This window comes from Lactobacillus sp. ESL0230 (genome assembly GCF_003692805.1).
GTDB classification, from domain to species: Bacteria; Bacillota; Bacilli; order Lactobacillales; family Lactobacillaceae; genus Lactobacillus; species Lactobacillus bombicola.
The window spans coordinates 19,029-38,479 of record NZ_REHI01000005.1 but is presented as its reverse complement, the minus strand read 5'-3'; the positions used below and the strand labels follow the sequence as shown (position 1 = coordinate 38,479).

Here is a 19,451-nt window from a genome sequence, read left to right as displayed (position 1 = left end):
CACTCAGGCTTTAAAAAAATATTACTTCTGTTAAAGATAATGTCATACTTGTAACATTTGCTTCACATTCATGCCAAACTAAAAATTAAGTCCCAGTAAAGATTGCAAATATACTTGTCATATACAAGAACAAAGGTTTTCTATCGGTATATTCTAACTAAACCTCTAATTTTGCAACATAAATGAAAAATATTATTTTTGCTTTTCTTCTTTAATCATGAAAAGTGCTATTATAAAAGTTGAGATTTCAAAGAAAGGGTGAATGAATTGAGTAAGTATATCGTTAAATTAAGCGAACAAGACTGGCAAATGATTAAAGATTGTCATTCTAAAAATGATTCAATCATGCAGGCCTTGGCTGAAGCCAAAAAAGTCGAAGATTAAAAATTAAAGTTGTTAACTTTTGCTTTCTCTTTGAGAAAGCTTTTTATTTACAAAAAAGTTAATATCGTTATCTCAAAAGGAAATATATGGTACAAATTATATTTATAAAAAATAATAGAGGAAAAACACTTTGATTTTTCCTCTATTAATCCATATTTTAAATTTTAGTATTTTTAAACAAGTTAAAAATATCTTGAGCCGTATTAGCAATCTTTAGCTTAGCAATAAAATCTTCATGAGTTAGCAACTTGGCTGTATTCGACAAATATTTTAGGTGCTCATTACTATCAACTTGTGGAATCAAAAATGAAATTACTATATCAATTTTCTGCCCATCTAGTGATTGCCAGTCTATTGGATGCTTTAATTTAAGAATTAGCATTGCTGATTTTTCAATTGCAGCTGATTGAGCATGTGGTATTGCAAAACCATCTGTCATACCTGTCGAACCTTCTTGTTCACGGTTAGCATAACTGGCATAAACCTTTTTACTATCATTAGCTAAATTATTGTTAACTGCAAAATCAGCTAAATATTTTAAAGCCTCATCACGATTTGGTATATCAACATCTGTTTTAATATTTCTTATTTCTAAGATATCACTTGGATCAAATGTTTCCTCATTTATTGCTGAGGTTCCATTTTTTATTTTAGAAGAAGTAGTTATCACACTATTTTCAGCGGATACTGTATCTTTTTTTGCGAATCGTCCAGCAATTAGTGCCAATAAAACACCAGAGATAATTGAACCTATTATAATCCATAAAACCCATAAAAGGGGCTTGTTAACTAATGGTAAAACAATAAAACCGCCGTGAGGTGCAGGAACACTAATTTTAGTAATATATGTCAATACTGCTGCTATTGCTGATCCCACCATAAAAGCTGGAATATTCCATAAAGGATGTTTTGCAGCAAATGGAATAGCACCTTCAGTAATATGAGTTGATCCTAGCAAAAAGTTAACATAACCTGCTGTTTTTTCGCTCTTAGAATATGCTTTAGGATTCATTAAAACAGCGAATCCTGTAGCTAATGGTGGAGCAATACATGCGGCAGAAACACCAGCCATAAAGAAATAATTACCTTGAGCAAGTAAAACTGTTCCTGTAACATAGGCAGCCTTATTTATTGGGCCACCAAAATCAGATGCACACATTATTCCGACAATGATTCCCAGTAAAATTGGATTAGTGTTTTCAAAACCTTTGAGCCATGTCATCATACCTACATTAATCGCTTTAATCGGTGTATTTAATAAATACATGATGGAACCAGTGATTAAAACTCCTAGAACTGGAAATAGGAAAATTGATTTTAAGCCGCGAAATTTATCATCTGGTAATGGTTTAAATAATTTTTGTAATCCCCAAACCACAATTGTTGCTAAATAACCACCAACAATAGCTCCTAAGAATCCACCACCACCATTAAATGTAATAAAACCAGCAGCTAATCCAACAACAAAACCTGTTCTTTGAGCTAATGCTTCTGCTATATATGCTCCTAAAACTGGAGCCATCAAATTCATGGTCGTACTACCGACTGTGTTTAACATAGCTGCAAATTGATTGTATTCACTACTCTTAGGATCAGCCGAATTAATTCCCCAGAAAAAAGAAATTGCAATCAAAACACCACCTGCAACAACAAATGGCAACATATGCGATACACCATTCATTAGTGATGTATACAATTTGTTTCCTACACTTTGGTTATTTTCACTAATCATATCAGAATTACCCGAATTTTGACCTTCTTTATAAATAGGTGCGTTCAATGCACGATTAATCAACTCTTCAGGTTCCTTTAATCCATGAGCCACAGGAACTACAACTAACTTTTTACCTGCAAAACGATCAGTATCAACATCTATATCAGATGCAACAATTACAGCTTTAGCTTCTCTTATTTCTTCAGCTGTCAAGTGATTTTCAACCCCAGTTTGTCCGTGAGTTTCAATTTTGATCGTATAGCCAAGCTTTTTCGCGGCCTTTTCCAAGGCCTCTTCGGCCATAAAAGTATGCGCAACACCAGTAGCACAACCTGTTGCACCAACCAAATCATATTTTGCCATATTAATATACCCCTTCTTTTACTGAAATCTGTGGTAATAATTCATCTAAAGCAAACTCAGTTAAGCCAATTCTGCTTGCAGTGTCGCTACCTGCCGCCACCGCCATCTTTAAAGCTTCTTCAACTGATTTATTTTTTTCTAATAGAGCAATAAAAGTTCCCAGCATTGTATCGCCTGCACAAGCTGAATTGACTACTTTGATTTTGGGCGCATTGGCAAATAAAATGCGATTATCATTAATTAATGCTGCTCCTTGTGCCCCTAAAGAAACCAAAACATTTTTACAACCACCTGCCACTAATTTTTGTGACAATTCTACGATTTTCTTTTTAGTTAATTTTTCCTTGCAGTTAAAAAGTTTTGCCAATTCTGCATCATTCGGTTTTAGCAAAAATGGTTGAAATGGCAAAGTATCAAGAATTGCCGCATAACTACTATCGATAACTAACTTAGCTTTCTTATTATTAGCAATTTTAGCAATTTCAACCAAAATATTGGGTTTAATTCCCTTGGAAAAACTTCCAGAAATCATTACAATATCATTAGTTACCAAATTAGTGGTTAGATACTGCAAAAATTTATCCTGAACGGTTTGATTAATTATAGGTCCCGGATTTACCTCTTTATATTCAGTATTTTCGTCAATGACATTTGTAAAAACATTAACTCTAGTTGGTTCCTTAACTTTAAAAAAATTAGTTTGTATACCTTTTTCCTTTAATCCAGAAACGATATAATCCAATGTAAAACCACCACCAATACCAGTAGCAACACTATCTATACCTAATTTTTTCAAAATAAATGATACGTTAACGCCTTTACCATTTGGTTGTAACTCAAATTTTTCAGTTCTATTAACTACCTTAGGTTCCAACTTTTTTGTCACAATCACTAAATCAATTGCCGGATTTAGAGTTATTGTATAAATCAAAATTTTCACTCCTTTTTATTGACTTTTACTTTATTATATAGATAATTTGTTGTAACATTTTTCTTAATGATAGCGTTTACTTTTATAATATAGAAAAAGTTTTACAAATGAGGTAAATCAATGCCAACTAAAGAACTCAGTTCTGCTGAACTCCACTTATGGAACATTGTCGAAAATAATCCTGAACAAATTGCAAAAATGTCAATAGTTAAATTAAGTCAATTCGCAAATGTATCTACTGCGACAATCGTACGCACAATGCAAAAAATGGGCTATAGCGGTTATACTTCTTACCGTGAATCTTTAAAATTAAAGAGTAAATCAAACTCTGCCTTTAGCGTCTTAAATGACGCTGACGATAAAATCCGTCATGTCATTACTAAAAACGAGATTGAAATGAATAATACCCTCCATAATCTTAGCTACAGCACGATTGAAGATAGTATTTCATTAACTAGACAAGCAAAAATTATTTATATTTTTGCCAGAGGTTTATCAGAATCAATTGCCAATGAATTAATGGTTAAGTTGCAGTTAACTGGGAAATATTGTGAATTTCATTCTGATCCAAATATTATTAAAACTATGGCTAGTAAAATTAAACCTAATGCACTTGCAATTTTTATTACTCTAAATGGCGAAACCGAAGAACTAGTTGCAGCAGCAGCCATTTTGAATAAAAATGAAATACCAACTCTAACTTTTACTACCAATCCAGCCGGAAGTATCATGCCTTATTCCACCATGTCATTTATCGGATATATGTCAAAAACAAATTATTTTCCTGAATATGAGGTGCGTTCACGCTTACCTTTACAAATTATGACACGTATTTTTAGTGATGCTTATTCTGTTAGAACTGGTTTTTATGAAAGCAAATAAAAAGGCCATCTATATATAGATGGCTTTTCCTATACTGTTTAATTATTCTATTTTTAATTTTTCACGCCAGGATTTTGCACCGCTGAGCACTTTATTTAAATTTTCAATATTTTCCTTACCTTTAGTTGCAAGCCATTTACGGCCAGCTTCTTCACTTTCACCAGCAAACGGTTTAATCGCTGGTTTCCAGGTAGCTCGCCCGCAAAGAACGCCATTAAATTTTGCTCCCACATCCTCAGCCATTTTAATCTCAGCAATAAATTCCTCGCTTGTTACACCAGCTGATAAGAAGATATAGGGTAGATCGGTTGCTTCGGATTGCTTTTTCAATAATTTTTTAGCTTCAGCTTGAGTATAAATAACGTTGTTATCGCCATTAAAGCCTTCAACATACTTAAGATTAAAGGGAATTTCCACCTTTAAAACCGTCACATTATATTGAGGTTTTGAGAACTCTTGCATGGTTGCAATAACTTTATTAGCCTTAACTTTAGCAAAATCTTCGCCTTTAGTATCATTAATTTTAGCATCGTAAGTCAATATTTCTAAGAAAAATGGCAATTCATTAGCTTTTGACTCAGCACCTACTCTTTCAACAAAAGCTTTCTTTTTATCATTGATTTCTTCTCCCTCGTCTGGATCATAATAAACTAAAAATTTGATTGCATCACCACCCTCATTCTTAATTCGTAACCCAGATTGATTCTCAATTAAATCAGGCATTCTACCAGGTACAGTTGTATCATAACCAGTTTTTTCATAAGAAAGCAGTAAACCACAATTCTTATCTCTAACTTTAGTAGCAGGAAGACCGTATTCTGGATCAGTCAATATTGATGAAGCATACGGTGTTAGTTCACTTGAAACGGCCTTTTTAAAATCAACAATTGTTGTTTCATCTGCTGGTTTATTTGCTGCATCGGCCAGCATTGTTTTAAGCGATCCACGTTGATCGATTGCTAATGCACTAATGATACCATCTTCAGTTGATAAATTTTCCATATGTTTAGCAACGGTAGAAGTAATTGTTCTCATTATATATCTCCTTTTATTTTAATCGCACATTGCAATTATATACTTATTTAGCTATTGATTAAAGCGCTATCAATATACTTGAAAAGATTTACATATAATGACTAAATTTAGAAAAGTTTTACTTAATTTATAAATATTTTATATTTGCTATTACTTATTACTATATTTAAAATATTTTTACAAAATCAGTCATATTAATTAATTATTGGAGCATTTTTATGACATTCACTTATACGCTAAGATACATGTTGGATCCACGCACAAATACGTCAGAAAAAAAACAAAAACTACTAAATTTTGTTAAAAATGCAAAAATTGATGATGTTGCATTTTTTATTAATGGAGAAGAATTGAACCATAGCCACCTAACTAAAAAAGAGACTCAAATATGGCTTAATGCAATTAAGCCTGTGCAAAAAGAATTAGCTAAATTAGGCATTACAACTAGCTTAAATCCTTGGACTACAATTATGCATTCAGATAGAGGTTATCAAATTAATCTAACAATTGGTTTCAAAACCTTTGTTGATCTTAATGGCAATAAAGCAAAAGATATGGCTTGTCCTGCTGATCCTCATTGGCGCAAATATATTTGTGAAATTTACGCTCAATATGCCAGTATACATCCCCGGCGTCTTTGGCTTGAAGACGATTTTCGCCATTACAATCACTCACCACTTGGGTTAATGTGCTTTTGTCCATACCATATGAAGTTATATCAGCAAAGATTAGGTTTTGCAGAATCACGCACAGATTTTGTTAATAAACTTCTTCAAACAGGAAAAGTTTCCCAAGAGCGACAAGTTTATCTTGACCAAGCTCGCCAAGAAATGATTGAAAATGAACATTTAATTGAACAGGCAGTGCATAGAGTTAGTCCAGAAACCGATTTGGCTCAAATGACTTCCTATCCTGACTGGCATGCACTTGAAGGACGTGATTGGCAAAAACTAATTATTACACAAGATGGCTCAGGACATACTCCAATTGCTCGTCCTCATCTGCCAGCTTATAACGAAGTAGCACCATTAAAATATGGTCGTGATTTTGAAGCATATACTAGAATTACTGCGGCTTTTTTAGGAGAAGAAACTGACCTTTATCCTGAACTAGAAAACTATATGTACTCACCACTAGTCAAATCGTTATCTTTTACAAAGTTTCAGATTATCACAGCTGTTCTTGTAGGTAGCAAAGGTATTTTGCTCAACCTATTTGACATGATGGGCAATGGTATTAACGACTCTTGGCACTATGCTGAAATGCTATCTGAAATCAAGCCGTTTCTAACTGAACTTTCAAATAATCGCTTGTTAATAAACCATTTACGTGGCATTAAGGTATTAGTCAATCAAGATTCTAGTTACAGTCTTCAAACCCCAACAGGTAAGGACATCACTGAGCTTCTGCCCCATGAAAAAAACTGGGCCAGTTTGCTTGGATCTTTTGGTTTTGCCATAACAATCACTGCTGTTAATTCAGAAGGTCAACTAAACAACGAAACTATTGCTATATCTGGACAACTGTTGCGCAACTTTTCTAATGAAAAAATTACTGATTTATTAAGCAATAACTTTGTTTTACTTGATGGGGAAAGCGTGCAAGTGCTTTTAGATCGTGGCTTAAATAGTTTATTACATATTAAAAAAGCAAAATGGCACAAATGTAGAACAGCTTATCAAACATACGAACAAGCAGATGGTTATCGAATTAATAATATTGCTAATCCACGAATCACGATGCTTCAACATACTGGTAATTACTTAAAACTTGACTATGAAAAAAATTCTCCTGTTGAAATTTACTCTAATGCATATAATTCAGTAGGAGAAAAATTGGGCAACTTTATGGCCATCGTTAACAAGCGAACAATTATTTTACCAATGGATCAAGATCCTAAATACGGTTGGGAATCTCAATATACTAGTTATAAACAAGGACTTTTACAACAAATGATTAATCAGATTCATTCCGTTGATTATTTAGTTGATATGCCCAATGTTAAATTAAATATTCAAAATGATGGTAAAATTGCGTGGTTAACTAACTTTACTTTAGACAGTTACAAGGAAATTCGATGGCACTTGTCTCAACCGTTATCCAAAGATAATGTAACTGTTATTAAGCAAAAAGGAAAATCTTTTATTCGTGAGATATTATCAATTAAAGTTAAAAATAATATTGCCACTATTTCTACCAAACTTAATCCACTCGAAACAATTCAACTATTGTTCTAATTCATGTAAAAAATAAAACCTGATTTTCTTTTCAAATCAGGTTTTATTTTATTTAACTTTTTATTTTTTCATTTTTGCTAGCATTTTTGAAACATCAACCATCCCAGCTTTTCCAGCCGTAATATAATCAGAATCTATACCGTTCATTTGACTATTCAGCCATTCAATAACTAGGGGTAAATTCATTCCTGCAATCAAATGGAGCTGTTCACCTGCCATAATCAGCTGGCTAACCACATTAGCTGGTGTACCACCCATTAAATCAGCAAAAACCGTAATATTTTCTGGATTGACACCAGCAATTTCCTTTTCAAATTTTTGCTTAAAATCAGCTGGACCTTCTGATTGAAGTAAACATATAGCATGAACATGCTCTTGTTCACCCATAATTAATTCAGCACTAGCTTTTACTCCCTCGGCCATGTTTCCATGACTAATTAAAATTAATTCCTTCTCTGCCATATCTATATCTCCCATAAAATTACTTATTTAATTATTCAGACTTTAGCAATAACACCAAGTCCACCTAAGACAACACATAGCACTAATACAATTAAAATTGCCTTAGTTGAAGTCATCCCTTTCTTTCCAAGCAGCCAATATACAAAGGCTACCACTGCCGCTGGCAAAAGTTTCGGAATAATCATGTCAAGATTATTTTGAACATTCATAGTAACCTTACCTATTTGTGGCACCCAGGCAAACTTGATATTAACCATTGTAGCCACTAGCGCACCGACCATAAATACTCCCAATACGGTAGCAGAATCGGTTAAAGCATTTAAACTATCCCGCATATCAGTAACAAGAGATACTCCCTTATCATAAGCAAAATGTAGCTGTTTCCAACGGAAAATACAAATTAACAAACTGGCAACTACCCAGATAATAATACCGATAGGGTTGCCTTGTGCAGCCATTGAAGCTGCCAAAGCACCAAAGATGGTTGGAACAAGGGAAGCAAAGATCGAGTCTCCAATCGCGGCAAATGGACCCATCAAGCCAACTTTTAAACTTGTAACTGTATCCTTACCCTCTATTCCTTCATTCTCTTCTACGGCCAAGTCAATACCAGTGACAATTGTATTAAAGAAGTTGGAAGTATTGAAAAACTGCATATGCGTTTTCAACATCTCTTTCAATTCTGGACTATCATCACCATAGATTTTTCTTAGCTGCGGTAAAATTGTGTACAAATAACCACTATTTTGCATCCTTTCATAATTCCATCCCAGCTGAAAGCCGAATAATGATCGACGATTAATTTGTTTAAAATCTTTATCTGTTAATTGATACTTTGGTTTAGAGTTCATCATCAGTGATCTCTCCTTTATTATCATTAATCTTTGAATCTACATTTCCACTTGGGGCTACGACATTTTTAGCAGTCACTTTATTAATTGGAATACTCTTGTAATGAAGAATTGCTAAAGCTAATCCTATCATAGCAATTGCTAACATTGGAAGTCCATTGAAAGTCGCTGTGAATGATTTATTTGCTGCAGTGACTCCAGTACCCAAAGCTTGGATGTTAGAAAAAATAACAGAGAATAAAGTTGTGACAGTAAAACCTAGTATTAAATACGCAATATGCTTTTTAACTGGAAGATAGCGTAATAAAATTGCAAATCCAACTGCTGGAAGTGTAGCACCTGCAACAGTTAACCCAGTACCTAACCACATTAAATCACCGTTTAATGCTTTAGCAATTGTTTGAACCAAACCACGTCCAAACGCCAAAGCAATAAATACTGGTACTGCCCGAGATAAGGCCCACGGGATTGCACCGTATAACAAATTTCTTTCAACCGCACTATAATTTATCTTATCTTGGTCAATCAAATGGTCAACTCTATGTGAAAAATAAGTATTAGCAAATCTTGCTAAAACATCCAACTCAACCATAATTGCTGCAACTGGTACCGCAATTGATGAAATAGCTGTTTGTGGGCTCATACCCTTAACGCTAGTTGAAAATGCAGTTGCTAAAACTGTTCCAGTTGTTGCATCTATCTTTGAAGCACCACCAAAAGTACCTACTCCTAAAACCATTAGCTGCATTGAAGCTCCAATGATTAACCCAGTTTGTAAATCTCCCATAATTATTCCTGCAATCATACCGGCACCAACAGGAGTGTTCAATGATGAATAAATTTGTAACTCATCAAGAATCTCTAAACCTGCGTATACTGTAAGCAGTAGTATTTGCCACCAAGCCATTTTCTTCCCCTCTACTTCATTTTTTCATCAATCAGTTTCATTAAGTCACGTGCATCAACGCTTGGATTAACTTGAGCTATTAAATTCACACCTTTAGCAGCAATTTGTTTAAAAATCTCAGCATCTTCTGAACTAATATTAACCTGTTTGGTTAATTCAGTAGTATCCTCTTTTTTAGACATATTCCCAACATTAATCATTTCAAGACTAACGCCCAAGTTAAGAAGATCAAGAAATTTTTGTGGCTTTTTTGCTACAATAAAAATTCGCTGATTACCATAACGATTATTATTCAAATGATCTGCCGCAACCCTAGTTGGTAAAACGCTTAATCTAGTTGTCATTGGAGTTGCCATTCTTAAGCCGCTTTTTTGAATTTCATCCTTTGCCGCTACTTCATCAAGAACGATAATTCGTTCTACTTGCAACTTAGGAGTCCAAAGATTGGCTACTTGACCATGAACCAAGCGTTCATCAACTCTTGCACCCACAATATTCATATCTGCTCCTCCATCTATCTATATTAAGGAAATTTAAATAATTAATAGAAACCGCTTTCACATTTACATAATAAGGTACCAACCAATTTTTGTCAACAAACAGCTCATAAATAATTAAAGCATTAATATTTTACTGTATTAAATTTTTTTACTGTCAAATACCTTTTAAAATTTATGAATTGTTACTCCCTTAACGACTCGATTAACCGTTCCAGTTGGCGATGGCGTATCTGGCTTATTACCTACTTTAATTGAGGTCAATAGTGCGAGCGTTTGACCAAACATTATATCTGGTAAGGCCAAATAGGCATTGGGTAACAAATTTTTTTCAGCAAAAGTGAATGATTTTCCGTCAAAGTTTTGGCCCTCTTTTTCTTGACCAACTGCCATCACAAGCGGCACAATTTGATCATCCTTGATCTCATTTAAGATATCCAAGTCGTATTGTCTGGTATAAAAATTATTTGAAACAAAATCAAAAACAATTGTCTTTTTGTCCAAAAATGACTTTGGACCATGACGAAGCCCCATTGACGTATCAAAGAGGGCAGCTACTTTACCAGCAGTCAATTCCAAAATCTTCAGCCTTGCTTCTTCGGCAAGACCACCAAGACTACCACTTCCTATATAAGTGATACGGTTAAAATCAGTATCAACGATCGTTTGTATTTCACTTTCCCGTTCAATGACACTTTCGCCCATTTGGGCAATCTGTTCAATTATCTTACCCTTTTGCTCATCAGCCATTTGGTCAAAAACGATTAGAGCTGCAAGACTCATACATGAAAATGAACCAGTCATCGCAAAGCCTTGGTCGAGCGATTTTTCTGGCATTAGCAATACTAGTCCGCATGGATCACCAATCAGGTCTTGAGCTAATTGACCAGCCGGTGCACAGGTAATGGCAATTTGATACAAGTGCTTGACCATTTTTTTTGCTAATTCAACTGTTGCCACTGATTCAGGCGAATTACCACTGCGTGCAAACGAAACTAAAATCGTTGGTGTTTCTGGTTCAAGGTAATCTTCTGGCGTAGATACAATTTTAGTGGTATCGATAGCTTCGAAGTTATATTTATTGCGATCGCCATGCTTTTGCAAGTATGGCATCACGGTATTGCCAACATAGGCACTAGTTCCAGCCCCAGTGAAAATAACCCGTACCTTACTCCATTGTTGGCTAATTTTGGCTAAAAAAGCCGAGATTTCATCTTTTTTTTCCTGGTATATTTCCCATGTTTCCAGCCATAATTTAGGTTGTTGCTCAATTTCACGAGTCGTGATTTTAGCATTCATTTGTTCTAATTCTGCATCTATTTTAGTAAACATTTATTTTCTCCTTCTATTAAAAATCAAAATAACTTATTGTATTGGCGTGAACGATAAATAAACTTGTCACCGCGGGCTAGTGATATCGTAAACTCGATCGGAATATTTTTTTCATTGATAGTTTTACGGAAAATTTTCAAACACGGTGAACCAGCTTTTTCATCTAAATACCGGCCCTCTCGTTCACTTAAACTAACAGCCTGCACGTCCTCAAACGCCATTACACCAATTTGGTTGTACTTTTGTTTGAAAACGCCGTACAGCTGCTGATTTTGCAAGTCGGTAATCTTAAAATCTGGAAAAAGCCTGGCTGGTAAGTAGCTTTTACTAAAAATCCGTGGTTGATTATTGGCTAAACGTATTCGTACCAACTCATAAACTTGTTCATTTTCGGCTAAATTCAGTTGTTCGATGATATGCTGATTCGGAATAACTAATTTTAAACTTCGATTTTGAGTCGAGGCTTTTTGACCAGCCCGTTTCAATTCCTCAGAAAAAGAATACATCCCGCCGATATTAGGTTGATCAAGAACAACACTCGCAACAAAAGTTCCTTTGCCATGAAGACGATAAATTAATCCGCGCTCTTCTAGATTTTGCAACGCTAATCTAATAGTATTACGACTAATACCGTATTTAATTAAAAGTTGACGCTCACTTGGTAAGCGAGCATTGGGATTCATCTTTTTGATTTGTTTTTCTAAATCAGTAATCACCCGCTGATAAAGCGGTTTTTGCATTGTCTTTCTTCCTTTCCAACTGGTTGATACCACTTATGATTTGAGTGTATCAAAGAAAGCGGTTAATTTCAATTTAATTTTAGCTTATTTTATCTTTTTTCATCAGTACTTATCTGAACTGTTACTTACTTTTAACAGCATTCGCAACATTTTAGTCATAAAAAAGACCAGTAAGATTGTTCACCTTACTGACCTTTGTCATGATTTTATTTATTTATTTTATTACCGCGCCAATCGTAATACTTTTGGCTGAGGCGATTTTTTGGGTTATCATAAACGACTACCCGATACAATGCATAAATTGTTCCTACCATTGCAACTAAACTGGTTAACCAATTTTTGAAAAGTACTTGCACAAGATTAATCACAATTACAAACACAGTCCACATAAAAAGACCGTTACGTCTAGCTACTTCTTTTGGTGTAACCTTTTCTTTTTTCATTCAAATCATCCTTACTAGAATCATTGTAATTAACTATGATTTTTAGCTGCGGTGTATTCTATATTCCTCTTCTTCATTTCACGTGCATACCACCAGAATAATAGAAGATAGACTACCAAAGCGGCAATTGCATAAATAATGAACATACCGTGTTGCTTCCATGCATTACCAACTAAATAAGCCAAGAATTTTTCAACTGGGCCTTCCATCGTAGTATCAGAAACCAATGTGTGGGCCGGAATTGCTGCACCAACTGAGTGAGCCATGTTGGTAACAAATGGACCAACCATTGTGCCTGCCCAAAGGAAGATTGGTAGTTCAACCGTACCGATAATAATCATTCGAATGATTTTACCGCGAGTAACAACTAACAAAGCTGGCGTTACACCCATGGCAATAATACCACCGAGTGGCATTAATCTGTTACCTGGCAAAATCATTGCTTCAAGCATCATAATTGGTGCCAAGACATTGGCAGCTGCCCAGATTTCAGACCGACCAGCAAGAAATGGCCAGTCAAGACCAATGTTAAATGACCTGCCGGAAAATTTCTTGGTGGCGAAGTCTGCAATTCCTTGTGATAGTGGCTCAACCGAAGCAATAAACCATGAGCCAATAACGGAGAAGAGTTCAATACATGAACCACCAACAAAGGATAGCGTAAACATATCTTTCCATCCCTGTTCAGTGGCTAAGTTGTTACCTGCAAGTAAGGAAACAAAGACACCAAGGTAAACACCAATGGCAAATCTGCTGCCCCAGAAACCAATTTTTTCATTCAACTTGGTTGAATCAAAATCGAATTTATCAAGCCACGGAAGACATTCATCAAAGAACTTGTTGAAGACCATGATAATAGGATTCATCATGTAATTCATGTGCGTGGTCGTCATTGGGTTACCTTCAGGCGCATCAAGTAAGTCATTGAAAGTTGGTTTCATCAAATCAGAGTTGATGATCTTCATTGTTCCAATAAAGATAACCAGTAGAGTCGAAAGCCATAATGGTGCTCCGACATAAACACAGAACAAGCCGATGAAGGCTAAGTGCCAAACGTCAAAAATATCAACATCCAAAGTGTTGGTTTTGTTCATTACTAGTAAAAGAACGTTCAAAATGATTAATACTAAGAGGTAAAAAAGAGTATAAGGTGAACCCCAAGTAATTGTTGCTAATGGTGCCCACCCCATATCCTGCATATCCATATGAATTCCAGTGTGCTTAACAAACTGCATCATTGGCTTTTGAAATGCCATAGTTAGCATATTCATAATATTACCGATTGCCGTAATTGCAATCGCTAATTTCATACCACCTTCGAGCGCTTTAGAAAATTTAACCCGAAAGAGTAAGGCAATAAATGTTAACACAATTAGCATTATCGTGGCTGCACCCATATCAATAAGTGGTTTAAAAAGTGAATTAGCGAAATTAATTATTCCGTTCATTATTAGTTCCTTTCAAATAAAACTATTTTGCATTAATTTCCTTAACTACTTTTTCCACATTGTCATAAACTGGTTTGGCCATTGTTGGTATCCGATACAAAATAGCACCGGCATCAATCAAAGGAATCTTTGGTGCAAATGAAAGATCCGTCTTGGCGATTGTTAGGTAGCCATCATAGTGTGACAATAATTCTTCATTGACATCTTTAACCATGTAAGCATCAACCTTAACGTTATAGCCGCGCTTTCTCATTTCTTCCTCAACTGCATCTTTAATTTGGTGCGATGAGTTAACCCCTGCCCCACACGCAGCAATAAATTTAACTTCTCTACTCATAAAAATACCCCCTATTGCTCAAAATGCTCACTTAAAAACTGATAAATTTTATCAGGGTTAGTAAGACTGAATAACTCTTGTAGTTTTGAAACAGACGTAAGTCGAAGAAAGTCCATTATTTGTGCCAAGATATTTGCCTGTCCTTCTGGATCATTATTTAAAATCATAAATAAGAATTTCACTGGTAATTCTTGATCAGGCGCAATCATATTTTTAAATCCAACCGTCGACTTCAAGGCAACCGGAATTATTAAACGCGTATTAACAAATTCCCCTTCAGTGTGCGGTACTGCAATATTAGGCAGTTCTTTTGTAATCGGTGATGTGTCAATTCCAGTCGGGTAATCGGCCTCTCGTTTGGCGATTTCAGTAAAGAAATCAGCCTTAACAAGATCTTGTTGTAGCAATTGCTCTGAAACTTCCCTTAAAACCGCGGTTGAATCAATCGCATCGCTGACAAATACAGCTTTTGGTGAAAACAAGCTATCTACTTTCACAGCTCAGACTCCTTTTCCATACTAGGCAAGCTCTTTCGCTTTTGTTTGAAAATGTTTTATTTTGTTTGCTTGTCTATTGATATTATATGTAACCGGATTCAAAATTGCAACAAATTTTCTTAATTTTCTACAAATTGAAATAGTGAAACTTTGTTTATCATTCTGATTTTATTAAACAAATTTCTCTCTGCCTTAACGAATACAAAAAAAGACCACGACAATCTCTGCATGATCTTTTGTATTTGTGTGCGATTAAACTTTGTTTTTTATTTACTTTTATTAGTCGTGGTATACGCCTTCGGCCCACTTCTTATTTTCTTCATCAAAGAAGTGAACATTATCCTTTTGATCAGGATTTGGCTTTGCAATACCATCAATTTTGGTAATTAATTTGCGGTTATCGTCAGTTGGGGCATACCTAGCATTCAAAAATGAATCTACAATATCAAAAATGAAATCACGTCCAAGGACAATACCGCCAAAGCCAATAACATTTGCATTTAATTCACGGCGGGCATATTCAGCTTGAGTAGCGTCGCCAACCATCGCTGCTCGAATACCCTCATTTTTATCAGCGGCCGTTGAAATACCGATGCCTGTCCCGCAAAGAACGATACCAAGATCAGCGCGGCCATCAGCAACGTCTTCTGCCACGCGTTTACCATACATTGGATAGTGAGTTCTTGTGTTGTCATGTGTACCTTCATCAATTACACGATAGCCCTCATCCTTAAGGTGATCAGAAATAGCCATTTTAATTGCAGTCACAATATGGTCATTACCCAAGGCAATCACCGTATGCTTATCAATTTTAGGATCAACAAATTCTGGTTGTGGTCGATCATTATCTAACATTTTTAGCCCTCCCTCAGATCATTTCTTCTAACATGTTTAGCCGAATCTGATGCCGTCCGCCAGCATAATCAGTATCAAGATAATGTTGCACGATCGAATAGGCTAATTTTTCACCAACAATGCCACTTCCCAAAGCGATAGCCTTGGCACCGTTGTGCATCGCTGTCATGTGGGCAGTTCTTTCCTCGTTCACATTTGCGGTAACCATCCCTTTGACCTTGTTAGAAGCCATTGCCGATCCTACACCATATTCATCAAACATGATGGCTTTTTTAATACCGTTATCCAGTACTTCACGTGTAACTAGCAAGCTAGATTCAACAAAATCTGCTGCTGCTTTTGTTGTAACGTCCAAGACCTCATAATTGTGATCCTCCAAGTACTGCTTGACTTTTTCCTTTAAGTCAAAGCCAGCCTGATCGCTACCAATAACAACTTTCATAGCTAAAACTCCTCTCAAAACAACTATTTATAAATGGTTGTAAATTGACTATAATGTTTTTCCAATTCAGGATCGATACCATGATTAGTAATCAAACCATCAACATCGCGCAAGTCATAAAATTGATGAAAATCACTGTGATCCAATTTAGAATAATCAGCCACAATCAATTTAACTTGTGAATGATCTAATCCGATTTTCTCGGTTTGACCCTCTTCTAAGTTAGCTGTTGTCATAGAAGTATCTTTAATGCCATTAACACCTACAAAGCCGACTGAAAAAGACATTGTTGCAAGTTCACTATTAGCAAGAGCCCCTAAAAAAGCACCACTGATTCTCCGATAAGAACCGCCAATCATGATCAGATCATAATTATTAGGACTGTTTTTAGCCACTTCAAAAACTGGCAGTGAATTAGTCACTATCCTGAGATGCTTAACTTTCAAGTTAGCAACCATTAATTCTAAAGTAGTGCCCGGACCAACATAAATTGAATCATTTTCATGAATTAGATTGCAGGCGCGCTTGGCAACTTCAATCTTTTCCTTACTATGAATCTCTCTTTTTTGTTTGTAACTTTTTTCAATACGGCTTGGGTCTGACAAAATCTGCGCGCCACCGTGAATACGCATAATCTTGTTGAACTTATGCAATTCATTTAGATCCCGCCTAATTGTCATATCAGACACCTTGAGGGCTTGAGCCAATTCATCAACTGTTACAAACTTTTGCGTGTTTACTATCTGTAAAATCGTCTTTAATCTTTCACTTTTTAACATGGTTACCTACTTTTTAAACTAGATTAAGCAACTAACTTAGTTCATCTTTTAGTATAATTGTTCTATTTTGTTTGTCAATGTTTGAACATGTTTGATAAACAGATTAAGAATAATTAGCTGCAAGTTATTTCTTCTTTCTAAATCTATTCTATATCATGTTGTTCAAAAATTATTAAATCAATGGCTTCTTTACAAAATTTTGTCTTCCGATAATTTTCGTAAAAAATCATTCAAAATTTCAGCGTATTTTCCAGAAGTAGAAACAGTAATCAATGGGGAAAATTATTTTAGAAAGCGATGATTTCAAATCAAACTTGAATAAGCTGATTTTTCGCAAAAGTGTCTGACAATAGATTGCAAAACATTAAGCATGATTGATAATTTCATTAACAGTCACCTGGTCTAATCGGGAGAGATTTTCCACTAACAATTGCGTGATTGCCACTATCATAATGAGAATTGATTAATTCACTTAGTGAATTTAGTAACCCGATATTATTTACATTAGTCACCTTTAAACACTTCTATTAGCTCAATTTGCAATTTTTGACATCAATTAACTTTAAGTATAGCTGGTAACTATCAGTTATGACTGCTATTTTTAGTTTAAAAGATATTTTAGTTATTTATTTAAGCACTTGATAAAATTTTCCTTTGGTTAAGCTTTTTTATGATTTAGTAGTTTATACTAATAGTAATCAGTTGTAACGATATAAAAAGGAAAAACATGCCACGAAAATCAAGCTTTAGCTTAAGAACTAAATCTGTTTTACTAGTTTTTTTAACAACAGTTATTTTTGTTATTACTGCTGGCAGTATCGCTTCATACCATGTCAAACAGAGTCAAAAGCAAATAATCAAAGAGAAAATTGCTGGAGTTGCTAGAATTGCTGCTCAAGATGCAACCGTTAAGGAAACTCTAAAAAAGCATCCCCAGCCCACCCAAAATAATTCATTGCAAAAATATGCCAATCAAATCACACAGGCATCTCATGTTGATTTCGTTGTCATTTTAGATCGGAAATTAATGCGCTACTCCCACCCTGATACTAGTCGGATTGGCAAAAGATTTAGTTCTCCGCAAGATGCTAAAAAATCAAGCACTGGTAAAAGCCATTATTCACATCGCAAAGGTATTTTAGGAACGGGTTACCGCATCTTTGTGCCTGTTTTCAAGAACAAACAACAAGTTGGCATTGTTTGCGTTGGCCTAACCGATAGCTCAATTAACCGGGCAATTTTATCTGCTCAAAAAGCGGTTATTCTTGGTTCATTATTTGCTTTATGTGCTGGCATAATTTTGGCACTTTTTTTAGCGCAAAGGATTAAAAAATCTCTTTTTAATATGGAACCAAATGAAATTGCTACCAAGCTGACGGAACTACACGCTATTATTGATAGTATTGATGAAATCTTAATTGCCGTTAATGAACAAAACATCGTAATTACAACCAATTATTTAGCTAAAAAAACATTTCCAGCAGTTAAAGTGGGTACTGCACTAGATTCCAATTTAGCTAAACTAATTTTTAATCATAATCATTCACAAAATAAGACCAATGTTCCGCTCTTAATTAACGCTAAAGAGTACATTGTATCCACTAGTAGGCTAGTTTATCATGACAAAACTTATGGCCAAATTGCTCTACTGCAAGATCAATCCAAATACCAACAACTGTCTGAACAATTAGCTGGAAGTGAGCAATACATTCAAGCCCTTAGAGCGCAATCGCATGAATTTCGCAATAAATTACAGGCAATTTACGGTATGATTGAATTAAAGCAATATGATAATGTTACTAATTTTATTGGTAAAGTTAATGCTAATTACCAGCAAGAGTTTGGCCAGCTAAACCAGCAGATTGAATCACCAGCTTTAGTCGGTTTTTTAACCGGTAAAATTAATCAGGCTAAAGAGCAAAAAGTGACTTTGACACTTACTCCTGATTCCTATCTGCCACAAGCAATTGTTTCAGCCCAATTAAATCTTGATCTGATCAAGATATTGGGTAACTTAATCGACAATGCCTTAGCTGCCATTGATACCAGTGGTACCATTAAACTCGAACTTAATTATGATACCGAAAGTACGACCCTGATTATAGAAGTGACCGATAACGGTAGTGGTATTTTGCCTGCTGTCCGAGAACAACTTTTTAAGCAAAAATATTCTACTAAAGGTAAAGGTCATGGTTACGGCTTAATGCTGGTTAAGCAGATTATCGATAATCATCACGGCTATATTGACATTACACCTTGTAATCCACATGGTAGCAATTTTTATCTTGAATTACCGATTAACAGCGAGGAGTAAA

Annotated in this window: 19 protein-coding genes; 3 read left to right on the top strand and 16 right to left on the bottom strand. The window is 35.1% G+C overall.

Annotated features, from left to right (window positions below; translation table 11 throughout):
- Positions 1 to 541 precede the first annotated feature (541 nt).
- Complete coding sequence (locus F5ESL0230_RS01465) at positions 542 to 2,461, bottom strand: fructose-specific PTS transporter subunit EIIC (protein WP_122021310.1); 1,920 nt, start codon at positions 2,459 to 2,461, stop codon at positions 542 to 544.
- Position 2,462: 1 nt separating this feature from the next.
- The gene (gene pfkB, locus F5ESL0230_RS01460; RefSeq protein ID WP_122021309.1) at positions 2,463 to 3,392 is read right to left on the bottom strand and encodes a 1-phosphofructokinase; all 930 of its coding nucleotides are present in this window, start codon (positions 3,390 to 3,392) and stop codon (positions 2,463 to 2,465) included.
- 120 nt (positions 3,393 to 3,512) lie between these two features.
- Here pfkB and F5ESL0230_RS01455 point away from each other — a divergent pair, with 120 nt between their 5' ends.
- On the top strand, positions 3,513 to 4,274 hold the full coding sequence (locus F5ESL0230_RS01455; protein ID WP_090093575.1) for a MurR/RpiR family transcriptional regulator: 762 nt from the start codon (positions 3,513 to 3,515) through the stop codon (positions 4,272 to 4,274).
- A gap of 42 nt (positions 4,275 to 4,316) precedes the next feature.
- Here F5ESL0230_RS01455 and F5ESL0230_RS01450 read toward each other — a convergent pair whose 3' ends face one another.
- Positions 4,317 to 5,309 (bottom strand): tagatose 1,6-diphosphate aldolase, encoded by a 993-nt coding sequence (locus F5ESL0230_RS01450; protein WP_122021308.1) that lies wholly within the window; start codon positions 5,307 to 5,309, stop codon positions 4,317 to 4,319.
- 218 nt (positions 5,310 to 5,527) lie between these two features.
- Here F5ESL0230_RS01450 and F5ESL0230_RS01445 point away from each other — a divergent pair, with 218 nt between their 5' ends.
- Positions 5,528 to 7,546, top strand: coding sequence for a hypothetical protein (locus F5ESL0230_RS01445; RefSeq protein ID WP_122021307.1), 2,019 nt, complete (start codon positions 5,528 to 5,530; stop codon positions 7,544 to 7,546).
- 60 nt (positions 7,547 to 7,606) lie between these two features.
- Here the strand turns inward: F5ESL0230_RS01445 and F5ESL0230_RS01440 are convergent, their stop codons facing one another.
- From F5ESL0230_RS01440 to F5ESL0230_RS01380, 13 genes are all read right to left on the bottom strand, one after another.
- The gene (locus F5ESL0230_RS01440; protein ID WP_122021306.1) at positions 7,607 to 8,008 is read right to left on the bottom strand and encodes a PTS sugar transporter subunit IIA; all 402 of its coding nucleotides are present in this window, start codon (positions 8,006 to 8,008) and stop codon (positions 7,607 to 7,609) included.
- Positions 8,009 to 8,043: 35 nt separating this feature from the next.
- A complete protein-coding gene (locus F5ESL0230_RS01435) occupies positions 8,044 to 8,862 on the bottom strand; it encodes a PTS system mannose/fructose/sorbose family transporter subunit IID (RefSeq protein WP_090093568.1) in 819 nt (272 codons plus the stop codon).
- Positions 8,849 to 9,766 carry a PTS sugar transporter subunit IIC gene (locus tag F5ESL0230_RS01430; protein ID WP_122021305.1) on the bottom strand — a complete coding sequence of 306 codons (918 nt, stop codon included), beginning with the start codon at positions 9,764 to 9,766 and terminating at the stop codon, positions 8,849 to 8,851. The genes F5ESL0230_RS01435 and F5ESL0230_RS01430 overlap by 14 nt, the downstream gene beginning before the upstream one ends.
- An 11-nt stretch (positions 9,767 to 9,777) precedes the next feature.
- Entirely contained in the window at positions 9,778 to 10,266 is a 489-nt protein-coding gene (locus F5ESL0230_RS01425; protein WP_122021304.1) for a PTS sugar transporter subunit IIB, read from the bottom strand.
- Between the two features lie 165 nt (positions 10,267 to 10,431).
- Positions 10,432 to 11,595: an SIS domain-containing protein gene (locus F5ESL0230_RS01420; protein WP_122021303.1), complete on the bottom strand. Its 1,164-nt coding sequence runs from the start codon at positions 11,593 to 11,595 to the stop codon at positions 10,432 to 10,434.
- Between the two features lie 23 nt (positions 11,596 to 11,618).
- The gene (locus F5ESL0230_RS01415; protein WP_090093561.1) at positions 11,619 to 12,335 is read right to left on the bottom strand and encodes a GntR family transcriptional regulator; all 717 of its coding nucleotides are present in this window, start codon (positions 12,333 to 12,335) and stop codon (positions 11,619 to 11,621) included.
- A gap of 206 nt (positions 12,336 to 12,541) precedes the next feature.
- Entirely contained in the window at positions 12,542 to 12,778 is a 237-nt protein-coding gene (locus F5ESL0230_RS01410; protein WP_122017783.1) for a hypothetical protein, read from the bottom strand.
- 29 nt (positions 12,779 to 12,807) lie between these two features.
- Positions 12,808 to 14,226 (bottom strand): PTS transporter subunit IIC, encoded by a 1,419-nt coding sequence (locus F5ESL0230_RS01405; RefSeq protein WP_122021302.1) that lies wholly within the window; start codon positions 14,224 to 14,226, stop codon positions 12,808 to 12,810.
- 22 nt (positions 14,227 to 14,248) lie between these two features.
- On the bottom strand, positions 14,249 to 14,563 hold the full coding sequence (locus tag F5ESL0230_RS01400) for a PTS fructose transporter subunit IIB (protein ID WP_122021301.1): 315 nt from the start codon (positions 14,561 to 14,563) through the stop codon (positions 14,249 to 14,251).
- 11 nt (positions 14,564 to 14,574) lie between these two features.
- Complete coding sequence (locus tag F5ESL0230_RS01395) at positions 14,575 to 15,060, bottom strand: PTS sugar transporter subunit IIA (RefSeq protein WP_122021300.1); 486 nt, start codon at positions 15,058 to 15,060, stop codon at positions 14,575 to 14,577.
- Positions 15,061 to 15,339: 279 nt separating this feature from the next.
- Complete coding sequence (gene lacB / locus F5ESL0230_RS01390; protein WP_090093551.1) at positions 15,340 to 15,915, bottom strand: galactose-6-phosphate isomerase subunit LacB; 576 nt, start codon at positions 15,913 to 15,915, stop codon at positions 15,340 to 15,342.
- Positions 15,916 to 15,928: 13 nt separating this feature from the next.
- Entirely contained in the window at positions 15,929 to 16,357 is a 429-nt protein-coding gene (gene lacA / locus F5ESL0230_RS01385) for a galactose-6-phosphate isomerase subunit LacA (protein WP_122021299.1), read from the bottom strand.
- Positions 16,358 to 16,380: 23 nt separating this feature from the next.
- Positions 16,381 to 17,136 (bottom strand): DeoR/GlpR family DNA-binding transcription regulator, encoded by a 756-nt coding sequence (locus F5ESL0230_RS01380; RefSeq protein WP_122021298.1) that lies wholly within the window; start codon positions 17,134 to 17,136, stop codon positions 16,381 to 16,383.
- A gap of 727 nt (positions 17,137 to 17,863) precedes the next feature.
- On the opposite strand from F5ESL0230_RS01380, the gene F5ESL0230_RS01375 reads away from it, so the two are divergent.
- Positions 17,864 to 19,450 (top strand): sensor histidine kinase, encoded by a 1,587-nt coding sequence (locus F5ESL0230_RS01375; protein ID WP_122021297.1) that lies wholly within the window; start codon positions 17,864 to 17,866, stop codon positions 19,448 to 19,450.
- Position 19,451: the final 1 nt, after the last annotated feature.